Source organism: Alteromonas aestuariivivens (genome assembly GCF_003367475.1).
Taxonomy (GTDB): Bacteria; Pseudomonadota; Gammaproteobacteria; order Enterobacterales; family Alteromonadaceae; genus Alteromonas; species Alteromonas aestuariivivens.
Map to the genome: position 1 here is coordinate 261,164 of NZ_QRHA01000007.1, position 20,022 is coordinate 281,185.

General features: G+C 51.1%; 21 protein-coding genes. 17 read left to right on the top strand and 4 right to left on the bottom strand.

The window, feature by feature from the left end; all coding sequences use genetic code 11:
- Positions 1 to 12: 12 nt before the first annotated feature.
- The 6 genes from rimM (at position 13) to tyrA (ending at position 4,869) form a co-directional block, all read left to right on the top strand.
- On the top strand, positions 13 to 534 hold the full coding sequence (rimM, locus tag DXV75_RS11495; protein ID WP_115593554.1) for a ribosome maturation factor RimM: 522 nt from the start codon (positions 13 to 15) through the stop codon (positions 532 to 534).
- Positions 535 to 579: 45 nt separating this feature from the next.
- Entirely contained in the window at positions 580 to 1,296 is a 717-nt protein-coding gene (gene trmD, locus DXV75_RS11500) for a tRNA (guanosine(37)-N1)-methyltransferase TrmD (protein ID WP_245953188.1), read from the top strand.
- Between the two features lie 18 nt (positions 1,297 to 1,314).
- Complete coding sequence (gene rplS, locus DXV75_RS11505) at positions 1,315 to 1,674, top strand: 50S ribosomal protein L19 (RefSeq protein WP_115593610.1); 360 nt, start codon at positions 1,315 to 1,317, stop codon at positions 1,672 to 1,674.
- A gap of 60 nt (positions 1,675 to 1,734) precedes the next feature.
- Positions 1,735 to 2,295 carry a maltose acetyltransferase domain-containing protein gene (locus DXV75_RS11510; RefSeq protein ID WP_147291826.1) on the top strand — a complete coding sequence of 187 codons (561 nt, stop codon included), beginning with the start codon at positions 1,735 to 1,737 and terminating at the stop codon, positions 2,293 to 2,295.
- A 227-nt stretch (positions 2,296 to 2,522) separates the two neighbouring features.
- Positions 2,523 to 3,614, top strand: a complete 1,092-nt coding sequence (locus tag DXV75_RS11515) for a 3-deoxy-7-phosphoheptulonate synthase (RefSeq protein ID WP_115593557.1) — start codon at positions 2,523 to 2,525, stop codon at positions 3,612 to 3,614.
- Positions 3,615 to 3,726: 112 nt separating this feature from the next.
- Positions 3,727 to 4,869, top strand: a complete 1,143-nt coding sequence (gene tyrA / locus DXV75_RS11520) for a bifunctional chorismate mutase/prephenate dehydrogenase (RefSeq protein WP_115593558.1) — start codon at positions 3,727 to 3,729, stop codon at positions 4,867 to 4,869.
- Positions 4,870 to 4,939: 70 nt separating this feature from the next.
- Here tyrA and pheA read toward each other — a convergent pair whose 3' ends face one another.
- From pheA to yciH, 3 genes are all read right to left on the bottom strand, one after another.
- The gene (gene pheA, locus DXV75_RS11525; RefSeq protein ID WP_115593559.1) at positions 4,940 to 6,124 is read right to left on the bottom strand and encodes a prephenate dehydratase; all 1,185 of its coding nucleotides are present in this window, start codon (positions 6,122 to 6,124) and stop codon (positions 4,940 to 4,942) included.
- A 241-nt stretch (positions 6,125 to 6,365) separates the two neighbouring features.
- On the bottom strand, positions 6,366 to 7,166 hold the full coding sequence (locus DXV75_RS11530; protein WP_115593611.1) for a response regulator: 801 nt from the start codon (positions 7,164 to 7,166) through the stop codon (positions 6,366 to 6,368).
- Between the two features lie 63 nt (positions 7,167 to 7,229).
- The gene (gene yciH, locus DXV75_RS11535; RefSeq protein WP_115593560.1) at positions 7,230 to 7,553 is read right to left on the bottom strand and encodes a stress response translation initiation inhibitor YciH; all 324 of its coding nucleotides are present in this window, start codon (positions 7,551 to 7,553) and stop codon (positions 7,230 to 7,232) included.
- Positions 7,554 to 7,716: 163 nt separating this feature from the next.
- Between yciH and DXV75_RS11540 the strand changes: the two genes are divergently transcribed.
- From DXV75_RS11540 to DXV75_RS11565, 6 genes are all read left to right on the top strand, one after another.
- On the top strand, positions 7,717 to 8,154 hold the full coding sequence (locus DXV75_RS11540; RefSeq protein WP_115593561.1) for a tellurite resistance TerB family protein: 438 nt from the start codon (positions 7,717 to 7,719) through the stop codon (positions 8,152 to 8,154).
- Between the two features lie 73 nt (positions 8,155 to 8,227).
- The gene (locus tag DXV75_RS11545; RefSeq protein ID WP_245953184.1) at positions 8,228 to 10,339 is read left to right on the top strand and encodes a putative bifunctional diguanylate cyclase/phosphodiesterase; all 2,112 of its coding nucleotides are present in this window, start codon (positions 8,228 to 8,230) and stop codon (positions 10,337 to 10,339) included.
- Between the two features lie 242 nt (positions 10,340 to 10,581).
- Positions 10,582 to 10,860, top strand: coding sequence for a calcium-binding protein (locus DXV75_RS11550; RefSeq protein WP_115593613.1), 279 nt, complete (start codon positions 10,582 to 10,584; stop codon positions 10,858 to 10,860).
- A gap of 102 nt (positions 10,861 to 10,962) precedes the next feature.
- Positions 10,963 to 12,360, top strand: coding sequence for a sensor histidine kinase (locus tag DXV75_RS11555; protein ID WP_115593562.1), 1,398 nt, complete (start codon positions 10,963 to 10,965; stop codon positions 12,358 to 12,360).
- Positions 12,361 to 12,951: a hypothetical protein gene (locus tag DXV75_RS11560; protein ID WP_115593563.1), complete on the top strand. Its 591-nt coding sequence runs from the start codon at positions 12,361 to 12,363 to the stop codon at positions 12,949 to 12,951.
- Complete coding sequence (locus DXV75_RS11565; RefSeq protein WP_115593564.1) at positions 12,948 to 14,288, top strand: sigma 54-interacting transcriptional regulator; 1,341 nt, start codon at positions 12,948 to 12,950, stop codon at positions 14,286 to 14,288. The genes DXV75_RS11560 and DXV75_RS11565 overlap by 4 nt, the downstream gene beginning before the upstream one ends.
- 61 nt (positions 14,289 to 14,349) lie before the next feature.
- Here the strand turns inward: DXV75_RS11565 and DXV75_RS11570 are convergent, their stop codons facing one another.
- The gene (locus DXV75_RS11570; protein WP_115593565.1) at positions 14,350 to 15,249 is read right to left on the bottom strand and encodes a DUF72 domain-containing protein; all 900 of its coding nucleotides are present in this window, start codon (positions 15,247 to 15,249) and stop codon (positions 14,350 to 14,352) included.
- A 211-nt stretch (positions 15,250 to 15,460) separates the two neighbouring features.
- Between DXV75_RS11570 and aspS the strand changes: the two genes are divergently transcribed.
- The 5 genes from aspS to ruvB are packed head-to-tail and all read left to right on the top strand — an operon-like array spanning position 15,461 to position 19,839.
- The gene (aspS, locus tag DXV75_RS11575) at positions 15,461 to 17,224 is read left to right on the top strand and encodes an aspartate--tRNA ligase (protein ID WP_115593614.1); all 1,764 of its coding nucleotides are present in this window, start codon (positions 15,461 to 15,463) and stop codon (positions 17,222 to 17,224) included.
- Positions 17,225 to 17,665 (top strand): dihydroneopterin triphosphate diphosphatase, encoded by a 441-nt coding sequence (gene nudB, locus DXV75_RS11580; protein ID WP_115593566.1) that lies wholly within the window; start codon positions 17,225 to 17,227, stop codon positions 17,663 to 17,665.
- Positions 17,665 to 18,183, top strand: a complete 519-nt coding sequence (gene ruvC / locus DXV75_RS11585) for a crossover junction endodeoxyribonuclease RuvC (RefSeq protein WP_115593567.1) — start codon at positions 17,665 to 17,667, stop codon at positions 18,181 to 18,183. The genes nudB and ruvC overlap by 1 nt, the downstream gene beginning before the upstream one ends.
- Positions 18,184 to 18,200: 17 nt before the next feature.
- Positions 18,201 to 18,821, top strand: coding sequence for a Holliday junction branch migration protein RuvA (ruvA, locus tag DXV75_RS11590; RefSeq protein ID WP_115593568.1), 621 nt, complete (start codon positions 18,201 to 18,203; stop codon positions 18,819 to 18,821).
- 13 nt (positions 18,822 to 18,834) lie between these two features.
- Positions 18,835 to 19,839 (top strand): Holliday junction branch migration DNA helicase RuvB, encoded by a 1,005-nt coding sequence (gene ruvB, locus DXV75_RS11595; protein ID WP_115593569.1) that lies wholly within the window; start codon positions 18,835 to 18,837, stop codon positions 19,837 to 19,839.
- Positions 19,840 to 20,022: the final 183 nt, after the last annotated feature.

Consider the following 20,022-nt stretch of genomic DNA (forward strand, 5'->3'; position numbering starts at 1 on the left):
TGGTGGGTGTAGATGAGTCAAGCGTCTGACATGGTTGTAATTGGCAAAATTGGCGCGCCCTATGGCGTTCAAGGTTGGGTCAAAATCAACAGCTTCACCGACACACCAGAAGGTATTTTCGAGTACCGTCCCTGGATTCTCAGTGACGAAAAAGAGTACCTAATCGATCAATGGCGACCGCACGGTAAAGCTCTGGTTGCAAAAATTGATGGTATAGACAGTCGTGATGATGCCGAGCGCATCAAAAACCTGGATATTCAAATTTTTGCACACCAGTTACCCGAACTGGGTGACAATGAGTTTTACTGGCGTGAGCTCACCGGCATGCAGGTAGTAACTACGCAAGGTTACAACCTGGGTGTGGTGAAAGATGTGTTTAATACCGGGGCGAATGACGTGTTACAGGTCAGAGCCAATCCGAAGGACGCATTTGGTCAAAAAGAAAGATTGTTGCCCTTTGTGTTCGACTCTGTCGTTCAATCGGTCGACAAACAAGGCAAGATCATTACGGTTGACTGGGATCCGGGGTTTTAAGTGACCGCGGAGAAATGGTTCGGTATCGTCAGTCTGTTTCCCGATATGTTCGCTCCTTTCACCCAACAGGGTGTGGTCGGGCGAGCGGTGAAATCAGGTTTGCTGTCGGTAGACACTTTTAACCCAAGAGACTTTACCCATGATCGCCATCGCACAGTGGATGACCGCCCGTATGGAGGTGGCCCCGGTATGTTGATGATGGTTAAGCCTTTAACTGACGCCATATCCGCTGCCAAACAGGCAGGCGGAGAAAATACCAGGGTGATTTACTTATCACCACAGGGGAAACCCCTCGATCAGGCTGGTGTAAAACATCTCGCCAGCCACGACCGCACGATACTAATCTGCGGGCGTTATGAAGGAATTGATGAGCGCGTAATTGAATCTCAGGTAGACGAAGAATGGTCAATCGGAGATTACGTGCTCAGCGGTGGGGAACTGCCGGCAATGGTGCTGATGGACGCAGTCGCCAGGCTTGTGCCTGGTGTATTGGGCCACAGCGCTTCAGCAGAGGAAGATTCGTTTGCTGACGGGTTACTCGATTGTCCGCATTACACCCGCCCGGAAATTCTGGATGGTCGTGCAGTACCTCCTGTGTTGTTGAGTGGGGATCACGAAAAAATTAGGCAGTGGCGATTAATGCAGTCGCTGGGTAGAACCTGGCAACGTCGCCCTGAATTGTTTAATCACCTAGCTCTGACTGAGGAGCAGCAACGGCTACTGGAACAGTTCCAGACCGAACTGCAGCAAGATGACAGTTAACTAGGACGAGAGGATATGATGAGCAAAGTCAGTCAAGATATCATCAAAAAAATCGAGCAAGCACAGTTGAAATCTGATGTGCCAGCGTTTGGCCCAGGTGACACAGTGATCGTTAAAGTTCGCGTTACCGAAGGTGACAAAGAGCGTCTTCAGGCATATGAAGGTGTTGTTATCGCTAAGCGTAACCGTGGTCTTCACTCGTCTTTTACCGTACGTAAAATTTCCAGCGGCGAAGGCGTTGAGCGTGTGTTCCAGACACACAGCCCGGCAATCTCTTCTATCGAAGTGAAACGTCGCGGTGCGGTTCGTCGTGCTAAGCTTTACTATCTGCGTGAGCGTTCAGGTAAGTCTGCACGTATCAAAGAGAAGCTTAACTAAGATTACTAATCCTTGCGTTATTGTTAACTTTCAAAAAGCCCGCTTCCAGCGGGCTTTTTTGTGCCTGTTGTGGCATGCTGTCGCGACGATTTTTCAAGTCATTTACCCATCATGGCCCGCGCAACTCCCCAACATCCTCTGTGGCAAGCTATGCTCAGTGGCAGCTGGTATCAAACCCGCGCCAAGGGGCTGGCTCAGGCCCGCGCCTACGCCAAGGAGTTGTGCTGGCAATTTAATTGTTCCGACCTGAGTGAGACCGAGCGGGATGGCATTCTGGCAAGGTTGCTGCCCAACGCCCGGAACATTCAGCTCAGCCCACCTTTTTATTGTGATTACGGAGCCAACATCCATGCAGGGAGCAATGTATCTTTGGCTGGTGGAGTAACCATTCTGGATGCGGGGGAAGTGCATATTGGTGCGAACACCCGCGTGGGAGCAGGTGTGGTGGTATGCGCGCTGCACCATCCGCTTGATGCTAAGCGCCGTAATCTGGGCTGGCAACGCAGTGAACCTATATTTATTGGTTCCAACGTGGAGATTGGTAACAATGTAACAATTCTGCCGGGAGCCCGGATCCCCGACGGTTCCGTTATCACGGACAATTCAGTGGTTCGGGGCTGACCTTTTGGCACGGGCAGAGTGAAAAGTGAGCAGTCCGGATGTAAGGCATGAAAAAGACAAAATTAATCTTAAAGTTTACTTGCTTCCCTTATCTTAAATTGGTAGAAAGTCAACTCGCCATATGAATATTTGATTTCCAGCTGTAAAGATATGTGTGCATTTGTGCCTGAGTCCACGTTTTATCTGATTTACACGGAAATTCCGTTAATTGCCTGAAAGAGAAAGTTATGCTTAAGGACACCGTCAATAATGTGCATGTCAGCGCTGAAGATGTGCTGATCACTCCCGAAGACCTAGCGAAACAGCTGCCAGTTTCAGCTCAGGCGTTGAGCGCCATTTCGCAAGCCCGTAAAACCATTTCCGATATCATTCATGGCCGCGACCATCGTCTGCTGATTGTTTGTGGGCCCTGTTCCATTCACGATATTGACGCTGCCAAAGACTACGCTTTGCGCCTGAAAGAATTGCATGAGTCGTGCAAGGATACGTTGTTTATTGTTATGCGCGTGTATTTTGAAAAACCGCGTACCACCACAGGCTGGAAGGGCCTTATCAACGATCCGCACATTGACGGCAGTTTTGATATTGAAACTGGACTGAAAAAGGCCCGGGAATTACTGATTTGGCTGGCAGAGCTTGAATTGCCGGTGGCGACTGAAGCCCTCGACCCAATCAGCCCACAGTATCTGGCAGAGCTGTTCAGCTGGAGTGCTATTGGTGCCCGTACATCAGAATCTCAGACTCACCGCGAAATGGCCAGTGGCCTTTCTATGCCGGTGGGATTCAAAAACGGTACTGATGGCAGTTTGGGGATTGCCCTGAACGCGCTCAAATCTGCAGCATCCGGACACCGTTTCATGGGCATCAACAAGAAAGGGCAGGTGAGTGTTATTGCTACCGAGGGGAATCCAGACGGGCACATCATTCTGCGTGGGGGCAAACAACCCAACTACGATTCGGTTTGTGTTTCAGATTGTGAAACCGAGCTGGCCCAGGCTGGTTTGACTGCCGGACTGATGGTGGATTGCAGTCATGCCAATTCCAGTAAAGATTATCGCCGTCAGCCCCTGGTCGCTCTCAATGTGGTGAACCAGATCCTGGAAGGTAATCAGTCGATTATAGGCCTGATGCTGGAAAGCCACATTAACTCGGGAAATCAGTCGGCTGACGACAAAACGCCGGATGAACTGGAGTATGGGGTGTCGATCACCGACGGCTGTATAGACTGGCAAACCACCGAAACCCTGGTAGCACAAATTCGCGACAAGCTGATTACCGTGTTGCCTCTGCGGATGAACAAGCGTTCGGAAGTTGCCTGACACTGAACGTTCGGTGTTCACACATGCTGGCTAACAAACGGCCCGGATCGACCCGGGCCGTTTGTCTGTGTAACATAAGCGTTTGAAGTTGATTGATAACTGAGTTGCTAATATGACGGATTTATCCCGGCGTCTTGCTGATTTACGACAGGATATAGACACGCTGGACGATCAATTGATCGAATTACTGGCCAAGAGGGCCAAACTCACCGGCTCCATTGGCCAGATAAAAGCGCAGACCGGAATGCCGGTCTATGTGCCTGAGCGCGAAAAAGAGCTGATAGCCAGTCGCAGACAAAAGGCGGTATCAAAGGGGGTTTCGGCAGATATGGCGGAAGACCTGTTGCGACGTATCATGCGTGAGTCTTACCATACCCAGAACAACCGCTATCGCTGCATTAATCCAAAAGCCGGCAACGTGGTTGTTATCGGTGGGCGGGGTGCGCTGGGCCGCGTCATGGTCAGTCTGTTTGAGCGCAGCCATTATGAGGTCTCGGTGGTTGAAAAGGATGACTGGGACAAGCCGGAAACACGTGCCATGCTGGCATGCGCCCATCTGGTGATCGTCGCGGTCCCGATTAACCTTACCGAGTCGGTTGTTCAAAGCCTGGATATGTTGGCTGACGATTGTATTCTGGCCGACATTACCAGTATCAAGGCCAAGCCCCTGAATGCCATGCTCAAAACCCATACCGGGCCGGTAGTAGGCCTGCACCCCATGTTTGGTCCGGATGCGCCTGGCATGATCAAACAGGTGGTTGTAGTGTGTCACGGTCGTGGTGAAGCACAGTATGGTTGGTTGCTTGAGCAAATGCGCACCTGGGGCGCTACCCTGCATTTCAGTTCAGCAGAAGAACACGATCAGGCCATGGCCTATATTCAGGTTATGCGCCACTTCAACACCTTTGTTTACGGCGCACATTTGCAGGGGGAAGATATTGATTTGGAAACCCTGACGGTATTCAGTTCACCGATTTACCGGTTGGAGCTGGCCATGGTAGGGCGGTTGTTTGCGCAGGCACCCGAACTTTATGCCGACATCATCTTTAATAATCCGGCCAATTTTGCCTTGCTTCGGCGGTTTTATGAACGTTTCGGGCGTGCACTGGACGTGCTGGAAACTGGAGATAAGGCCGGGTTTATTGAACAGTTCAATCAAATTTCCAGGTGGTTCGGCGAATATGCCCAGAAATGTCTGGTTGACAGCAAGCAATTGCTGCTCAAAGCGGATGATGGCCAGACCATGCGAAAATAAGCATAAGGCAAAACTGGCTCCGGCACCGAAAATCCGTTTTCAGAGCCTGCTGATTTAAACCGGGATCAGGCTATGCCTGATCCAGCGCACTTGCTGCCGCCACCTTGGTGGGGCTGACTTCTTCACTGGGGTAACAACCCAAAACTTTTATGTATCGGGTGATTTTGCGCAGATTGTCCAGTGCGTTCTGCATGTGTCCGTCTTTAAGGTTACCGTCCACATCGATGTAAAACATCTCTTCCCACGGGTTCCCCGGAATCGGACGGGATTCCAGCTTGGTCATATTGATGTTGTTGTCTCTGAGTATCAATAATGCTTCTACCAGCGCCCCGGGCTTTTGCACTGTGGAAAGTACCAGAGTGGTTTTTGCCGGTACCTGCAGAGGCACTACCACAGGGTCACGGGCGACTACAATAAACCGGCTGTGGTTTTCCTTCTGGTTGGCAAGGTTGGATTTGATGGCGGTCAGGCCGTACAGGTTGCCACCTGCTTCGCTGCCCAGAGCCGCTACATCGTCCCGTTGTAATTCACTCACAGTCAGCATGGCAGACGAGGTACTGTCCATGGTCTTTACTTCCACGTTGCCCAGCTCCGCCAAAAAGTGGCTGCACTGAGTAAATACCTGTGGGTGGGCGTAAAGGGTTTTTATTTTGCTGATGCTGGTGGACTTTGCTACCAGCAGACAGTGCTTAATAGGATGTGTCAGTTCACCAATGATGCTCAGCTGGGTGTGCTGCAATTGGTCGTACACTTCATTAATGCTGCCGGAGGTGGTGTTCTCAATTGGCAGTACCGCATAGTCAGCTTCGGCGTGCTCTACCTTGTTGATAATTTCGCTGAAGCTCTGGCAGCCAATTTCCAGTAGTTCGCCCGGCCGGCGCGAGAAATATTTCTGGGTTGCCAGATAGCTGTAAGATCCTTTATCACCGAGGAAAGCCACGCGGTTGAGTGGCAGCGTACTGCCTGGGTTTGCCCTTTCTGCCAGCATCGCCTGCTGGTTCAGTACCGAGTCTTCAATAATGACGTGAAACAGCTGGGTTACGTAGTGGGGGTCAAGGCCCACTTTCTGGCCTTCCCGAATAAGGCGCACCAGTAACTGTTCTTCCCGTTTTACATCCCGTACGGGAATGTGATGCTTAATTTTAGTTTCTGCCACTTCATTAGTGAGCCGGCGACGTTCGGCAAGCAGAGTCAGCAGTTGACCGTCCAGCGTGGTAATACGCTCCCGTAATGGCCCCAAGGCGGAATCAGACATAGATATTTCTCACGATTTTGGCAAAAAAAAACCTCCCTGGGGGAGGTTTTAACACACTGCGCTTCCCCCTTACCTGAAGGTAATAAACGCAAAAAAGAACGCCCGTGTGTTTTTTATATTCATGGCCTGACTTTATTCATCGGGGCCTGTGGTGTCAACCGCTTTTTACAACTAATTTCCATAGATTAGCCTTCAAAACTGGTCTTAATGCTTTTCCTATGCTAACTGAAGCCTCGTACTGTCACTCGCTGAGCAGTGCTGCCAGCATAGCCCGCACTTCATTAGGTTCAAAAGGCTTGTCACACAGTGCGTTCACGCCCGTTTGCTGAATGTTGGCCATGTGTGCACTGTCGGAAGACTCTGAGGTCACCATGATGATGGGAATGTGAGTGGTTTCCGGGTTGAAACGAATAAATTCCGACAGTTCACGTCCGTCCATTTCTGGCATGTTGTAGTCGGTTACCACCAGGTCGTAGTCGTTTTCTTTTATCAGAGTGACCGCCATCGCACCGTTCTCTGCCTCGTCAATGCGTTGCAGGCCCATGTTCTCCAGAACCCGACGAATGTGATTGCGGGCCAGTTTACTGTCGTCCACCAGCAGGACCCTCACGCTCTGAATGTCAAACAGTTCCAGCTCCAGCTCATCGTGATTAATCAGGTCCAGGCTGGCATTAAGTGCACGTGAGAGGTGAATGGGCTTGAAGGGCTTGGGCAGTATGGCGGCAACACCGGCCTGCTTGAATTCTTCGAGTTTGCTGAGGCGGTTTTCGCTGGAAACCAGCATAAAAGGAATGTCGCAAAAATCCTTGTGCTCTTTGATGAATTTAATCAGTTCAATGGCCGTGCCGTCTTCGAAATACATGGCACTGACAATCAGATCGGCGCTATGAGATTTCAGTGCTGCTCTGGCTTCCGCAAGGGTTGAAACCGGATCGATTTCTTTTACTTTTTCTTTTAACAGCAATGTTGTGATGATTTTCCGTTGAGTATCGGAGGGCTCAACCAACACGATATGGAGATCAGAAATTGACAGCTTTTCCATGTTACTTCTCATTTGACTGCAGATTTTAAAATCGAATAAAGAGCTCGGTTGATTGGCGAATCATTACCCGCCCGCCAGCTTTACGGTAAATCCTTTGCTTTGCAACAGCGTTTTGAGTTTTTCCCTGTCGTCGGTCTGTACTTCTATGGTGCCGTCTTTGACCGCACCACCACAACCGCATTTTTTCTTCAGCTCGGAACCCAAATCCTTCAGAGCTTTGGGTTCAAGGTCTAACCCCTTCACAATCGATACGCCTTTGCCTTTTCGGCCTTTTGTTTCACGATGAATGCGCACCACACCATCGGTGCTTACCGAGCGTGCGGCGGCTTTGTCAGTTTCAACAATGCGCCCTACACCGGTACTGTAAACCAGTTTTGAATCTTGCATAATCTTTCCCGGAGAGTACAAACAATTCCGAATTCTCGATGCGGGTTAGTATACTGAATCCTGGACCAGGATCCTATTCGCGGTATAACATCCACTATTGTCTGTCTTTGGCGTCGGTTGTTATGCTATAGGTAGTGCAATTTGTAAAAATAATGAGTAAGTTATGTTAAAGGCGGTTTTGGAGCTGTTTCGTAAAAGTGCTGCCTCTGCCACACCGGGAACGTCGGTTGAACTGGCTACTGCGGTTCTGTTGAGCGAAATCATTCGGGCAGACCATCACGCCGATGAGCGGGAACTGGAAACCTATCGCACGATGCTGACATCGCATTTTGACCTGTCTGACGAAGCCCTGTGTGCGCTGATGGACGATGGATTACAATCTTCGGACGAGGCGGTGGATCTGGTTCAGTTTACGAAGGTCATTAATGCTCAGTGCGACTCCGGGGAAAAGCAGAAAATACTCAAAAGTTTGTGGCAAATAGCCTTTGCAGACAGTACCATCGCACCGATAGAAGAGCACGTTATTCGTCGGATTTCCGAATTGTTGTACCTGCCACACAGCCAGTTTATAAAGGCGAAACTGGAAGTGACGGGTGAATAGTACGGCCCGGTCGGTTCGTCAGGCTGTGGTGACACACCACAGAAAGTTTTTAATTAAAAGTAGATAGAGTGCGTTGTTAAAATCTATTAAATCTTCCCTGTCGATCACCATTGTGGGCGCAGTTTTATTCACATCCATCATCGTGCTCTGGCTTGCCATCAATGAACACGAAAAGCTGTATGTGGGCGCAGTCAGTAAAGACCTTTCAACATTAACCCGCCATTTTAGCAGTGAACTTACGCCCATCTTGTCTGCCGCGCCGGTGCGGGCTCATCGAATTGACCAGATTCTCAGTGAATTGCAGGGTTTAGACAATCTGGTGTATGCCAGGGTTTTTAATCAGTCCCGGCAGCCTCTGGCGACCCTGGTTGGGCGGGCAGGCAGAAAGCAGTTTCAGACAGACGGAATAACCGATGAAGAGCAGGGCCTCGGCTTTGTCACTGTACATAGCCGCCAGACCGGAACGTCGGTAGAGGGCGGCCGGGTAATAAGTTTTGAACGGATTGGGTCGCAAGCGGTGCCGCAAGGTTACCTGATGGTGGTGAATGATATTTCTGGTCCGGTGCAAAACAGCCGCCGCAATCTGCTTTGGCAAACCATGCCGCTGGTGTTGGTTGGACTGTTCAGTACCATTCTGGCCTGTCTTTACCTGTTAAAGCGGTTGTTAAGCCCCTTGTATTCACTGTCTCACTTTACCCGTCTGGTGCGAGAGAATAAGGACTATTCATTACGCTTCAGCGATCATTCCGACTCGGAAGTGCGGCGCCTGGGTGAAGACATCAACAGCCTTATGGAAGCCATGGAAGTTGAACTGACTATCAATCAGGAACAAAACCTGACCCTGGTTGAACAGCAGGAAACCATGACCCGCCTGGCCAATTTCGACAGTCTCACCGGCTTGCCAAACCGGCAGTTCGTGATGGATAACCTGCGCCTTGAGCTGGCGCGTTCCAGTCGTACCGAACAGGATTTGGTGCTGATGTTTTTTGATTTGGACGGATTTAAGGGCATCAATGATTCGCTCGGTCATGAGACCGGTGATTTGATCCTTATCGAAGTGGCGGACCGAGTCAGTTCATTGCTGACCGAGAGTGATCTTCTGGCACGACTGGGCGGCGACGAATTCATTATTATCCCGGACGGAGATTGCAGTGATACCAGTATTACCAATCTTTCCAATCGACTGATTACCGCCTTTTCCCAACCGTTTGAATTGCGAGGTCTGGAGCTCAGCGTGGGCATCAGTATTGGTATTGCCCGGGCGTCTGACGCCGATTATGAGCTCAGCCAGCTGATGAGTAACGCGGACTTGGCGATGTACCGTTCCAAAGCGAAAGGGCGTGGTACCTACACGGTGTTTACTCCCGACATGGTAGACGCATACAAGCGCAAGCTGTCACTGGCCAACAGTATGGATCAGGCTGTAAGTAACAGTGAATTCGTGGTTTACTATCAGCCCAAGGTGGCCGGGACAGGCCGCATCATCGGTTTTGAAGCCCTGATTCGCTGGCAACATCCCGAACTAGGTCTGGTGATGCCGGGGGAGTTTATCCCTATCGCGGAGCAGGGCGGCAAAATATCCGCCATTACCCGTTGGGTCATTGATCGGGTTTGTCAGGAACTTTCGGTATTGCAGCAGCAAATCGACAGCCGTTTTCGGGTATCGATTAACCTTTCTGGGCATGATTTGAGAGACGCCGGGTTGTTTGACACCATCCACAGCGTGTTCGAGCGCTATCAGGTAGAGCCGGAGTACATTGAATTTGAAGTGACAGAGTCGGCGTACCTGGAGAATTTTGCGTTGTCGAACAAGTTTTTCCGCCGGGTTTCCAATATGGGGTGTGCTATCTCCCTGGACGATTTTGGTACTGGCTATTCCTCACTGAGTTACCTGACCCAAATCAGTATCGATACCCTGAAAATTGATCGCCAGTTTATCTGTAAGCTCGAAACTTCCGAGCGCAGTCGTTTGGTAACCGGCACTATTATCGATTTGGCCAAGCGTCTGTCGCTTACCATATGTGCGGAGGGGATTGAGAATCACCGGCAGTGGGAGTATTTGCTGGAGCACGGTGTTGAGCATTTTCAGGGCTACCTGTTCAGCGAGCCTGTACCTCTGGCAGAGGCCACGGAATTGTCCCAGACCTTTGCCCGGGATACCTCCCAGCGGATGGCCCTTGGCTGAGCCTGGCCAGTCATAAACCCAGTGTCGCTTTAATCATTCACCATCCGCCTCTTGTGTCTCTTATTGGCGACGCGGCATGATCTTCCCATTAACAAAATTTGTTTAAATTGTTGAAATTTATATTTATTTTATTTTTGGCATAATACCTGATTAGTAGCGGTAAGCCGATGCCTGGTGCATCGGCTGTGGGGTGGCCAAGCAACCCTGTTAGCAGTATCGACAATGCGAACACGGAGGACGTGATGAAACGCATCGAGAAACTCTTTCTTCTTCTTTTTACCGCCGCAGTGATTCAGACGATAGTAGTAGCGAATGCCAATGCCGAGAACAAGGGACCTCTGGATATCATCAGTAAACTGGATGTGGACCAGGACGGTTTTATCTCCATCAAAGAAGCAATTAGCGATACGGAACTGCTCAGGCAGTTCGGAAAACTGGATGTCAATGAAGATGGTAAGCTCAGTGATCGGGAAATACTTGCCAGTCAGTTCAACGGCAGAGGGAAAATCCTCCAGTCTTAATTCCACTCATTATGCGGTTGGCCAGCTTTGGGCCATCCGCCCTTGCGGGCACTTTAGGGGTATGCCATTCTGATTGACCGGTCTTCTATCAGTGAGCGATTAGTGCAACTCGGTTCTTTACGCCAATTAACGTTGGGGAGCTTTGTACTGGCTTTGGTGCCGCTGATTGCATTGTTGTGGCAAAGCCAGAATGACCTTGCCAAAGTCGGCCGCATGACCAGTGTGGAAACCCGCTTTGTGGTCAGCGCAGTTGGACTGATGCAGCAACTTGACAGTGCAACCATCGACCTTGAACGCAGTCTGCGACAATATTCGGTGATTAAGAATGAAACCGTCGCCGAGCTTACGGATAATGCCATCCAGCAATTCAATGATGCGAAACTGGCTTTATGTGAGCGCCTCAACCAGTTTGGAGCGTGTCAAAAACTGGCGCAGCACATACAGCAACTGGAAAACTTTCGTACCATCAACGATCAACTTTTACTGAATGCGTATCTGGCGTCGTTGAATGCCAGCGTTGTGCAGTTGCGTTCGGACGTAGACCAGGCGATACAACAACGATTGGCGATTCAAAAAGACGATTTAACGGCGATGCAGGCCAAACAGGCCTGGCTGACTGCTATGCTGGTCAGCGTATCCTTGCTGCTTATCCTCCTTGGCACCCAACTGATAGTAAATCCGGTTAAAAAACTCAAACAAATCATTCGCATACTGGCACAGCAACAGGGGCAGCTTCCGCCCTTGTCCACTCAGGCACCCAGGGAACTGATAGGGGTAGAGAAGGATTTGCACTGGCTGGCGGATCGCCTCAAACAACTGGAACATATCCGTACGGCCCTGTTACGTCATGCCGCGCATGAATTGAAAACCCCTCTGGCCAGTATTAAAGAAGGCTGTAGCCTGTTGTCAGATCAGGTGGTTGGCGAAATGAATGCCTCGCAGATGGAAATCCTTTCATTGCTGATGTCCAGCACCCAGCGCCTCAACACGCTGGTGGAAAAACTGCTGGATTATAATTTATTGCTTCAGCAGGCCCAGCCGACTTTTATTTTTGCCAGCCCCAGACAACTGGTCAGTGAATGTCTGGAAGACTACGCACTGGCATTGCAGGACAGGGAAGTGACAGTTGACATCATGGTGGAAAAAATTCGTGTTGATGAGGAATTATATCGGCGTATTTTAGATAATCTGGTGTCTAACGCTGTGGCGCACGGTGCGCCCGGGCGGCCAATTAACATGCGAATTTACCTTGATCAGGAAATGGCCATTCTGGATGTCGCTAATCGGGGCAAACGTATTGCAAAGGACAAAGCTGCGAATCTGTTTGAGCCTTTTATTCGTGGCGATGAACCACGTAATGACAATGTCATTGGTACCGGGCTGGGGTTGTCTATTGTGTCTGATTGCGCGCGCCTGATGCACGGGGATGTGGAAGTGGTGGACGTGGATTATGCTGACGTTTGTTTCAGAGTAAGAATACCGCAAAAGGAAATGCTTTAAATGAGAACAATGACGGTAGTGCTGATGCTGGCAATATTGCAGGGGTGCAAAGCCACTCAGGAGCAAATGCCACCTGCACCGGCGCCGGTAATTCAGCATGTTTACAGTACTGAACAGAAGTCACCGCCACTGTGCATTGTGCCCAGGGACGTTGAGTCATTTGTTGGCCAGTGCGATATCGGTTATTGGGTGCGCATGTGGGTTGAAGCAGACGCAATGCGCTGGCCCCAGCGAAAAGCCCTGCTGGCTGAACTGGGCACATCGTTACCCGATACCCTCAAGAAAATAGTGTTGTCGCTACCAACCGATACCCCATATCAGGACAGGCTGCGGGCACAAAACTATCTCACTGAGATCCAGTCTGTACTGAACCCGCAGGTAATAGAAGCTGTGAACACGCTGGTGTCCCGGCCCAACACCCAGTTATTGGAATTTGAATCAGCCATAACGTTACTAAGCCGGGTGAACACTCAACAGGCACAGTCAATGGAGAACCTCAGGGAAGAACTGGAAGCACAGCGTAAGCAAATTGAAGAATTGTTGCAGATTGAAGCAACACTGATGGACAAAAACAGGAGTACTCAGCAATGAGCAATAAATCAGGCACACCACCCCAGTTACTGTTGGTAGATGATGACAAGAGCCTGCTGCGCTTACTGACGATCCGGCTGGAAGGAGAAGGGTATAAAGTTACGGCAGTGGAAGACGGTCAGGCGGCGCTGAAAAAAATTCGCAGCGATGACTTCGATGTGGTACTCAGCGATTTGCGTATGCCGGGTCTGGACGGGCTGAGTCTGTTTGAAGAAATCATGGGAATACGCAAAGATATTCCCGTTATTCTGATGACTGCCCACGGTACCATTTCGGATGCCGTGGCAGCGACCCAACGGGGAGTATTTGGATTTCTGACCAAGCCCGTTGATCATGACGAACTGCGCAGCCTGCTGAACAAGGCTCTCAGCCAGTCACTGGCAGCCCAGCCAGGCGAATGGTGTCAGGATATTATTACCCGCTCGCCGGAAATGCTGAATGTACTGGACCAAGCCTACCGCATTGCCCAGCGTGAAGTCAGCGTTTTGATCAGTGGTGCCAGTGGTACCGGAAAGGAGCTGCTGGCCAACGCCATTCACCGTGCAAGCAAGCGTAGCAATAAGCCCTTTGTGGCTATTAACTGTGGGGCTCTGCCGGAAAATCTGTTGGAATCAGAATTGTTCGGGCACGCTAAAGGGGCGTTTACCGGTGCAGTGCAGGCCAACGCCGGCCTGTTTCGGGAAGCCGATGGCGGTACCCTGTTTCTGGATGAAATTGGCGATATGCCGATGACACTTCAGGTCAAATTGCTGCGGGCTCTGCAGGAGAGACAAATCCGTCCGGTGGGTAGCAGCAAGCACATTGACATTGACGTACGTATCATTTCCGCTACTCACAAAGATCTGCACAAGGAGATGGAAGAGGGCAGTTTTCGTGAAGATCTCTATTACCGCCTCAACGTGGTGAATTTGAAGCTGCCCTCACTGAAGGAACGCAGTGAAGACATTCCGTTGCTCGCCCGCTCTCTGTTGCAACATAGTGCCCAGCGCCATGGGGTCAATGTTACGCAGTTTTCTGATGACGCGCTTCAGTTGATGGTGAAAACCAACTGGCCGGGCAACGTTCGTCAACTGGTGAATGTGGTGGAGCAATGTGTTGCTCTGACCCAGACTCCGGTTATTCCTTTGCATCTGGTGGAGCAGGCGCTGTCAGCAACCAAGCAGAGTTGGCCTACGCTGACGGAAGCCCGGGATGCGTTCGAGCAAAAGTATTTGCACAAGCTATTGAAAATGACCGATGGAAATGTAACCCGGGCAGCAGAATTGGCCGGGCGCAACCGTACCGATATGCACAAGCTGATGAAAAAGCATGATCTGGACGCCAGCGATTTTCGCTAATTGCTATCGCTCTGTGTGGGCTTACAGGCAGTCCTTGAACTGGCTGGCTGCTGTTTTAAAATTAAAACAGCTTTTCTTGCAGGGCACTGGGCGGAAAGATGATCTCAGGCAGGGGGGAGCCCGGGTGTTTCAGATTGTAGGAGCTGATAAATTGTTGTGCCAGCCAGGGCGAATCCCTGTTGTCCGGGCGGTGAAAGAACAGATAGGGTGACAGCCCCTGCAGACGCCACTGGTGGCATTTGCTTACCCAGGGCTGTAAACATTTGAGATTGACTTCAGCGTTATTCCCACCAACAAACCTAGCCACCGGTGCTTTAGCGGTGGCAATCACATTAACCGGTACCCTGGGTTTTTTGCCCCTTACCTCCGTGGTGAGTTCACTGTCAGACGGCCCGGTGAACAACGCCCGGGTGTCCATGATCACACGGTTAATTCCATGTTCCAGTAATAACTGGTTGAGGCTGCGCTCCTCATCCCCCTTGGCAAAGAAAGCGGGGTGACGCACCTCTACACCGTAATCAACGGTTGTTGGAAGTGCCGCCAGAAACCGGCCAAGAACATCCAGCCTTTGTGGTCCGAAAGACGCAGGCAACTGCAGCATGACAAGGCCAAGCCTTGGACCCAGCAATGAAAGTAATTCCAGTTGTTTGCTCACCAGCTCTTGTGTATTCACCAAATTGAGCTTATGAGAAATGTGCTGGTGAAACTTGAAGGTAAAACGGAACTCTTCGGGGGTTTGCTCCTTCCAGCGCAGCAGGGTCTGTGTATCGGGCAGCGAATAAAACGTGGTATTGCCCTCCACACTGTTCATTTGGCGGGCATAAAATGCCAGGCCGTTTTGTCGCGCGGTATTTTGCCCAAACCAATGCGTTGGCCAATGTGGGTGCTGCCATAAGGGCAGACCAATATAAACGGGGGGCAATTCAGACTCAGAAGGCACGGATTTGGATGGATTTGTCATTGGGCTTTGCGATGCATTTGTTTATACTATGCGGCCTTTATTTTGTCATTGAGTTGCTGAAGATAGATCAGCTTGGTTGTGCTGCTTTTTCCCGGGTTCACCGGTGAAATGAGCCAACATTGAAGCATTGCGCACCCGAATGCGCAACCACTCCTTCAACGAAGCAAAATTGAATGCAACGCTTAAGAAAAACTACCAGAGGTCAGGGACCATGCGCACAGATTACTGTGGGAATATTGATTCATCATACATCGGACAAGAAGTAACCCTTTGCGGTTGGGTAAACAAACGTCGGGATTTAGGCGGCGTTATTTTTATCGATTTGCGTGATCGTGAGGGAATGGTGCAGGTGGTGTTTGACCCTGATCTGCCTGATGTACTGGAAGTGGCCAATACCCTGCGTGGTGAGTTTTGTGTCAGATTAACCGGAAAGGTTCGCCCGCGCCCGCAAGGCCAGGTAAATGCACAGATGAAAACCGGTGAAATTGAAATACTGGGTACTGGCCTTGAAGTGATCAACAAATCGGCGGTACTGCCGCTGGACTGGAACCAGGAAAACTCGGAAGAGCAGCGTCTGCGTTACCGCTATCTCGATCTGCGCCGCCCAGTAATGAGCCAGCGCCTGCAATTCCGCGCCAAGGTTACCGGTGCCGTACGCCGCTTTTTGGAAGAGCAGGGGTTTCTGGATATTGAAACCCCAATCCTGACCAAAGCTACGCCGGAAGGTGCGCGGGATTATCTGGTTCCGAGCCGCACTCACAAAGGCGAATTTTTCGCATTGCCTCAGTCACCACAGTTGTTTAAACAATTGCTGATGATGTCGGGTATGGACCGCTACTATCAAATCGTAAAATGTTTCCGCGACGAAGATTTGCGTGCAGATCGCCAGCCTGAATTCACCCAGATTGATATTGAAACCACCTTTTTGGACGCCGAAGGGGTGATGTCTATCACTGAAGCCATGATCCGCGACCTGTTCAAAACCATGCTGGATGTGGATTTGGGTGAGTTCCCGCGTATGACTTACGCTGAAGCCATGCAGCGCTACGGCAGTGACAAGCCGGACTTGCGTAACCCACTGGAGCTGGTTGACGTGGCCGATTTGATGCAAAGTGTCGAATTTAAGGTATTCAGCGGCCCGGCAAACGATGCCAAGGGGCGTGTAACCGTTATTCGCGTCCCCGGTGGTGCCAGTCTGTCGCGCAAGCAAATTGATGACTACACCAGGTTTGTAGGCATCTATGGCGCCAAAGGTCTGGCTTGGGTTAAGGTTAATGAGAAAGCCAAGGGTCAGGATGGTTTGCAGTCGCCGGTACTGAAGTTCCTTAGTGCCGAAATAACGGATGCCATCATCGAACGCACGGGTGCTCAGGACGGCGATATCCTGCTGTTTGGCGCTGACAGCGCAACAGTAGTGACTGAAGCCATGGGCGCACTGCGTCTGAAGCTGGGTAACGATTTTGACTTGCTGGAAGGTGAGTGGCGCCCGCTGTGGGTTGTTGACTTCCCGATGTTTGAAGAAGTAGACGGCGCTCTGCATGCCTTGCATCACCCATTTACCTCACCACGGGGCCTTACAGCCGAAGAACTCAAAGCCAATCCGGTGGGCGCATTGTCGGATGCGTATGACATGGTGCTCAATGGTGTGGAACTGGGGGGCGGCTCGGTGCGTATCCATGATCAGCAAATGCAGTCAGCGGTATTCAGTATTCTGGGGATTGAGGAAGAGGAAGCGCGCAACAAGTTTGGCTTCCTGCTGGAAGCTCTGCAGTTTGGTGCGCCGCCACATGCCGGCCTGGCGTTCGGTCTGGATCGTCTGGTAATGCTAATGACCGGGGCGACATCCATTCGTGACGTAATGGCATTCCCGAAAACCACCACTGCGGCGTGCCCGTTGACCGACGCTCCAAGCCCGGCAAACCCTCAGCAACTGGACGATCTGGCCATAACTGTGGTGAAAAAGACTGCTGAATAAATGAAGTACAAGCGCCCGGAATCTGTCCTGGTGGTGTTGTATGATCAACATCACCGGGTACTGGTGTTGCAGCGTAAGGATGACCCCGAATTCTGGCAATCGGTTACCGGGGCGCTGGAGGAGGGCGAGCAGCCTGTCGATACCGCCTACCGTGAAGTGGCTGAGGAAACCGGGCTGACGCTCAGCCCAACCTCAGGGCAAATCAGAGATTGCCAAATCACCAATCAGTATCCCATCCGTTCTCGCTGGCGACACCGATATCCACCCGACACCAGATTCAACACCGAATATGTTTTTATCGCTCAAGTGGACAGCCGTCAGGCGATACAGTTAACGGAACATCTCGCCTTTGAGTGGCTGGCTAAATCCGATGCGTTGGCGAAATTGTGGTCCCCGTCCAACCGTGATGCGGTGGAACGGTTTGTACCCGGAGGGAATTAATGATAATACTGGGTATTGATCCAGGGTCCAGAGTAACCGGATATGGAGTTATCGCCCGCAGGCAGACCAAGCTGGTGTATGTAGCCAGTGGCTGTATTCGAATCAAGGGCGATACGCTCGCTGAGCGGTTGGCTCAGATTTACACCGGCGTGAGCGACATTGTTCGCCAGTTTCAGCCGGAGCAATTTGCCATTGAGCAAGTGTTTATGGCCAAGAATCCGGACTCTGCGCTTAAGCTTGGGCAGGCCAGGGGCGCAGCAATTGTTGCTGCTACTCAGGCCCAATTGCCGGTTGCTGAATATTCAGCGCGGCAAATCAAACAGGCGGTAGTGGGAAAAGGCGGGGCGGAAAAGGCCCAGGTACAGCACATGGTCAAACACTTGTTGCAATTGCCGGGAACGCCACAGGCCGATGCTGCAGACGCACTGGCTGTGGCCCTGTGCCACGCGCACACCGAACAGAGCTTGATCCGGCTAGCCGGTCAGGCCAGTAAGACAGTACGCAGAAGACTGCGATAAGAGGTAAACAAAGCATTATGATAGGCCGTATTCAAGGAACCTTGCTCGAAAAGCAACCCCCGGAAGTGTTGATCGATGTAGGTGGCGTCGGCTATGAAATTCAGATGCCCATGACCAGTTTCTACCAGCTGCCGTCAGTGGGCGAGCAGGTTGCCGTGTATACCCATTTCGTGGTGCGCGAAGACGCCCAGCTGCTGTTTGGTTTTGCAGAAAAACTTGAACGCAGTTTGTTTCGGGAGCTGATCAAAGCCAATGGTGTTGGTCCCAAACTTGGCCTGACAATTCTGTCAGGTATGTCTGCCAGCCAGTTTTTGACCAGCGTTCAGCAGGAAGATGTTTCCGCTTTGGTTAGCCTTCCCGGCATTGGTAAAAAGACCGCTGAGCGGCTGGTGGTTGAATTAAAAGATCGTCTGGCCAAATTCAGCCGTCAGCAGGAAACCAGCCTGCCCGTTTTGCCGGGTCAGGAAGCGCCGTCTGATGCCCGCGTGACGGTGAATGACGTGAAAGAGGAAGCCCTCAGTGCGTTGGTTGCGCTGGGGTATAAACCAGCTCAGGCGAGCAAAATGGTTAACAGCGTTTACAAAGAGGGTATGGAGAGCGAAAACGTTATCCGGGAAGCCCTGAAAGCCGCGATTTAGAGACAAATAACTCATGATTGAAGCCGACCGACTCATTGCGCCTGCAGCCAGCAGTGAAGACGAAATTATAGACCGCGCCATACGCCCCAAAATGCTGGCGGATTATACCGGGCAGCGGCACGTATGCGAGCAGATGGAAATTTTCATTCAGGCGGCCCGCAATCGCGAAGATGCTTTGGATCACCTTTTGATATTTGGCCCTCCGGGTTTGGGTAAAACCACGTTGGCAAACATCGTCGCCAATGAAATGGGCGTAAACATTAAAACCACATCCGGGCCTGTATTGGAAAAAGCCGGCGATTTGGCCGCACTGCTGACTAACCTTGAACAAAACGATGTGTTGTTTATTGATGAAATCCATCGCCTGAGCCCAGTGGTTGAAGAAATTCTTTACCCCGCCATGGAAGACTATCAGCTCGATATTATGATTGGTGAAGGGCCGGCGGCTCGCTCTATCAAACTGGACTTACCACCGTTCACGCTGGTCGGCGCCACTACCCGGGCCGGTTCATTAACGTCGCCATTGCGTGACAGATTCGGCATTGTTCAGCGTCTGGAGTTTTATTCCGTTACCGACCTGACAACTATCGTACAGCGCAGCGCCGGGTATTTGAACCTTGATATGGACGTTGACGGTGCGCGGGAAGTGGCGCGCCGCTCGCGAGGAACACCACGTATCGCAAACCGTTTGCTGCGCAGGGTGCGCGACTATGCCGAAATCAAAGCCGATGGGTCAGTTACTGTTGATGTTGCTGCACAGGCACTCGATATGCTTGATGTGGACAAGGAAGGCTTCGACTACATGGACCGAAAATTGCTGACCGCTATCATCGATAAGTTTGATGGAGGACCGGTGGGGCTTGATAACCTGGCGGCGGCAATCGGTGAGGAAAAAGAAACCATTGAAGATGTGATAGAGCCGTTTCTCATCCAGCAGGGTTTTTTGCAACGCACGCCAAGGGGGCGAATTGTGTCCCAGCGGGCTTACCTGCATTTTGGGTTTGACATAAAAGACTGATGCACCGTTAACTTGCCTGCTTTCACGCAGGCAAAAAAAAGCCCGCTCAAAAGAGCGGGCGAAACAACAAGTGTTGAAGGAAATAAATCCAGGGAACTCATGTCAAACAGGAGAAAAACTCTTTCGTGACCGTTTGCACCATCACATTCTGTACGACTGATGGCGCGCATTATAGGTGAATCC

Excerpts from the sequence above, each read along its gene's own strand:
- rimM (WP_115593554.1), top strand. The coding sequence starts at position 13 with ATGAGTCAAGCGTCTGACATGGTTGTAATTGGCAAAATTGGCGCGCCC.
- trmD (WP_245953188.1), top strand. The coding sequence starts at position 580 with ATGTTCGCTCCTTTCACCCAACAGGGTGTGGTCGGGCGAGCGGTGAAA.
- rplS (WP_115593610.1), top strand. The coding sequence starts at position 1,315 with ATGAGCAAAGTCAGTCAAGATATCATCAAAAAAATCGAGCAAGCACAG.
- DXV75_RS11515 (WP_115593557.1), top strand. The coding sequence starts at position 2,523 with ATGCTTAAGGACACCGTCAATAATGTGCATGTCAGCGCTGAAGATGTG.
- tyrA (WP_115593558.1), top strand. The coding sequence starts at position 3,727 with ATGACGGATTTATCCCGGCGTCTTGCTGATTTACGACAGGATATAGAC.
- pheA (WP_115593559.1), bottom strand. The coding sequence starts at position 6,124 with ATGTCTGATTCCGCCTTGGGGCCATTACGGGAGCGTATTACCACGCTG.
- DXV75_RS11530 (WP_115593611.1), bottom strand. The coding sequence starts at position 7,166 with ATGGAAAAGCTGTCAATTTCTGATCTCCATATCGTGTTGGTTGAGCCC.
- yciH (WP_115593560.1), bottom strand. The coding sequence starts at position 7,553 with ATGCAAGATTCAAAACTGGTTTACAGTACCGGTGTAGGGCGCATTGTT.
- DXV75_RS11540 (WP_115593561.1), top strand. The coding sequence starts at position 7,717 with ATGTTAAAGGCGGTTTTGGAGCTGTTTCGTAAAAGTGCTGCCTCTGCC.
- DXV75_RS11550 (WP_115593613.1), top strand. The coding sequence starts at position 10,582 with ATGAAACGCATCGAGAAACTCTTTCTTCTTCTTTTTACCGCCGCAGTG.
- DXV75_RS11560 (WP_115593563.1), top strand. The coding sequence starts at position 12,361 with ATGAGAACAATGACGGTAGTGCTGATGCTGGCAATATTGCAGGGGTGC.
- DXV75_RS11565 (WP_115593564.1), top strand. The coding sequence starts at position 12,948 with ATGAGCAATAAATCAGGCACACCACCCCAGTTACTGTTGGTAGATGAT.
- DXV75_RS11570 (WP_115593565.1), bottom strand. The coding sequence starts at position 15,249 with ATGACAAATCCATCCAAATCCGTGCCTTCTGAGTCTGAATTGCCCCCC.
- aspS (WP_115593614.1), top strand. The coding sequence starts at position 15,461 with ATGCGCACAGATTACTGTGGGAATATTGATTCATCATACATCGGACAA.
- nudB (WP_115593566.1), top strand. The coding sequence starts at position 17,225 with ATGAAGTACAAGCGCCCGGAATCTGTCCTGGTGGTGTTGTATGATCAA.
- ruvC (WP_115593567.1), top strand. The coding sequence starts at position 17,665 with ATGATAATACTGGGTATTGATCCAGGGTCCAGAGTAACCGGATATGGA.
- ruvA (WP_115593568.1), top strand. The coding sequence starts at position 18,201 with ATGATAGGCCGTATTCAAGGAACCTTGCTCGAAAAGCAACCCCCGGAA.
- ruvB (WP_115593569.1), top strand. The coding sequence starts at position 18,835 with ATGATTGAAGCCGACCGACTCATTGCGCCTGCAGCCAGCAGTGAAGAC.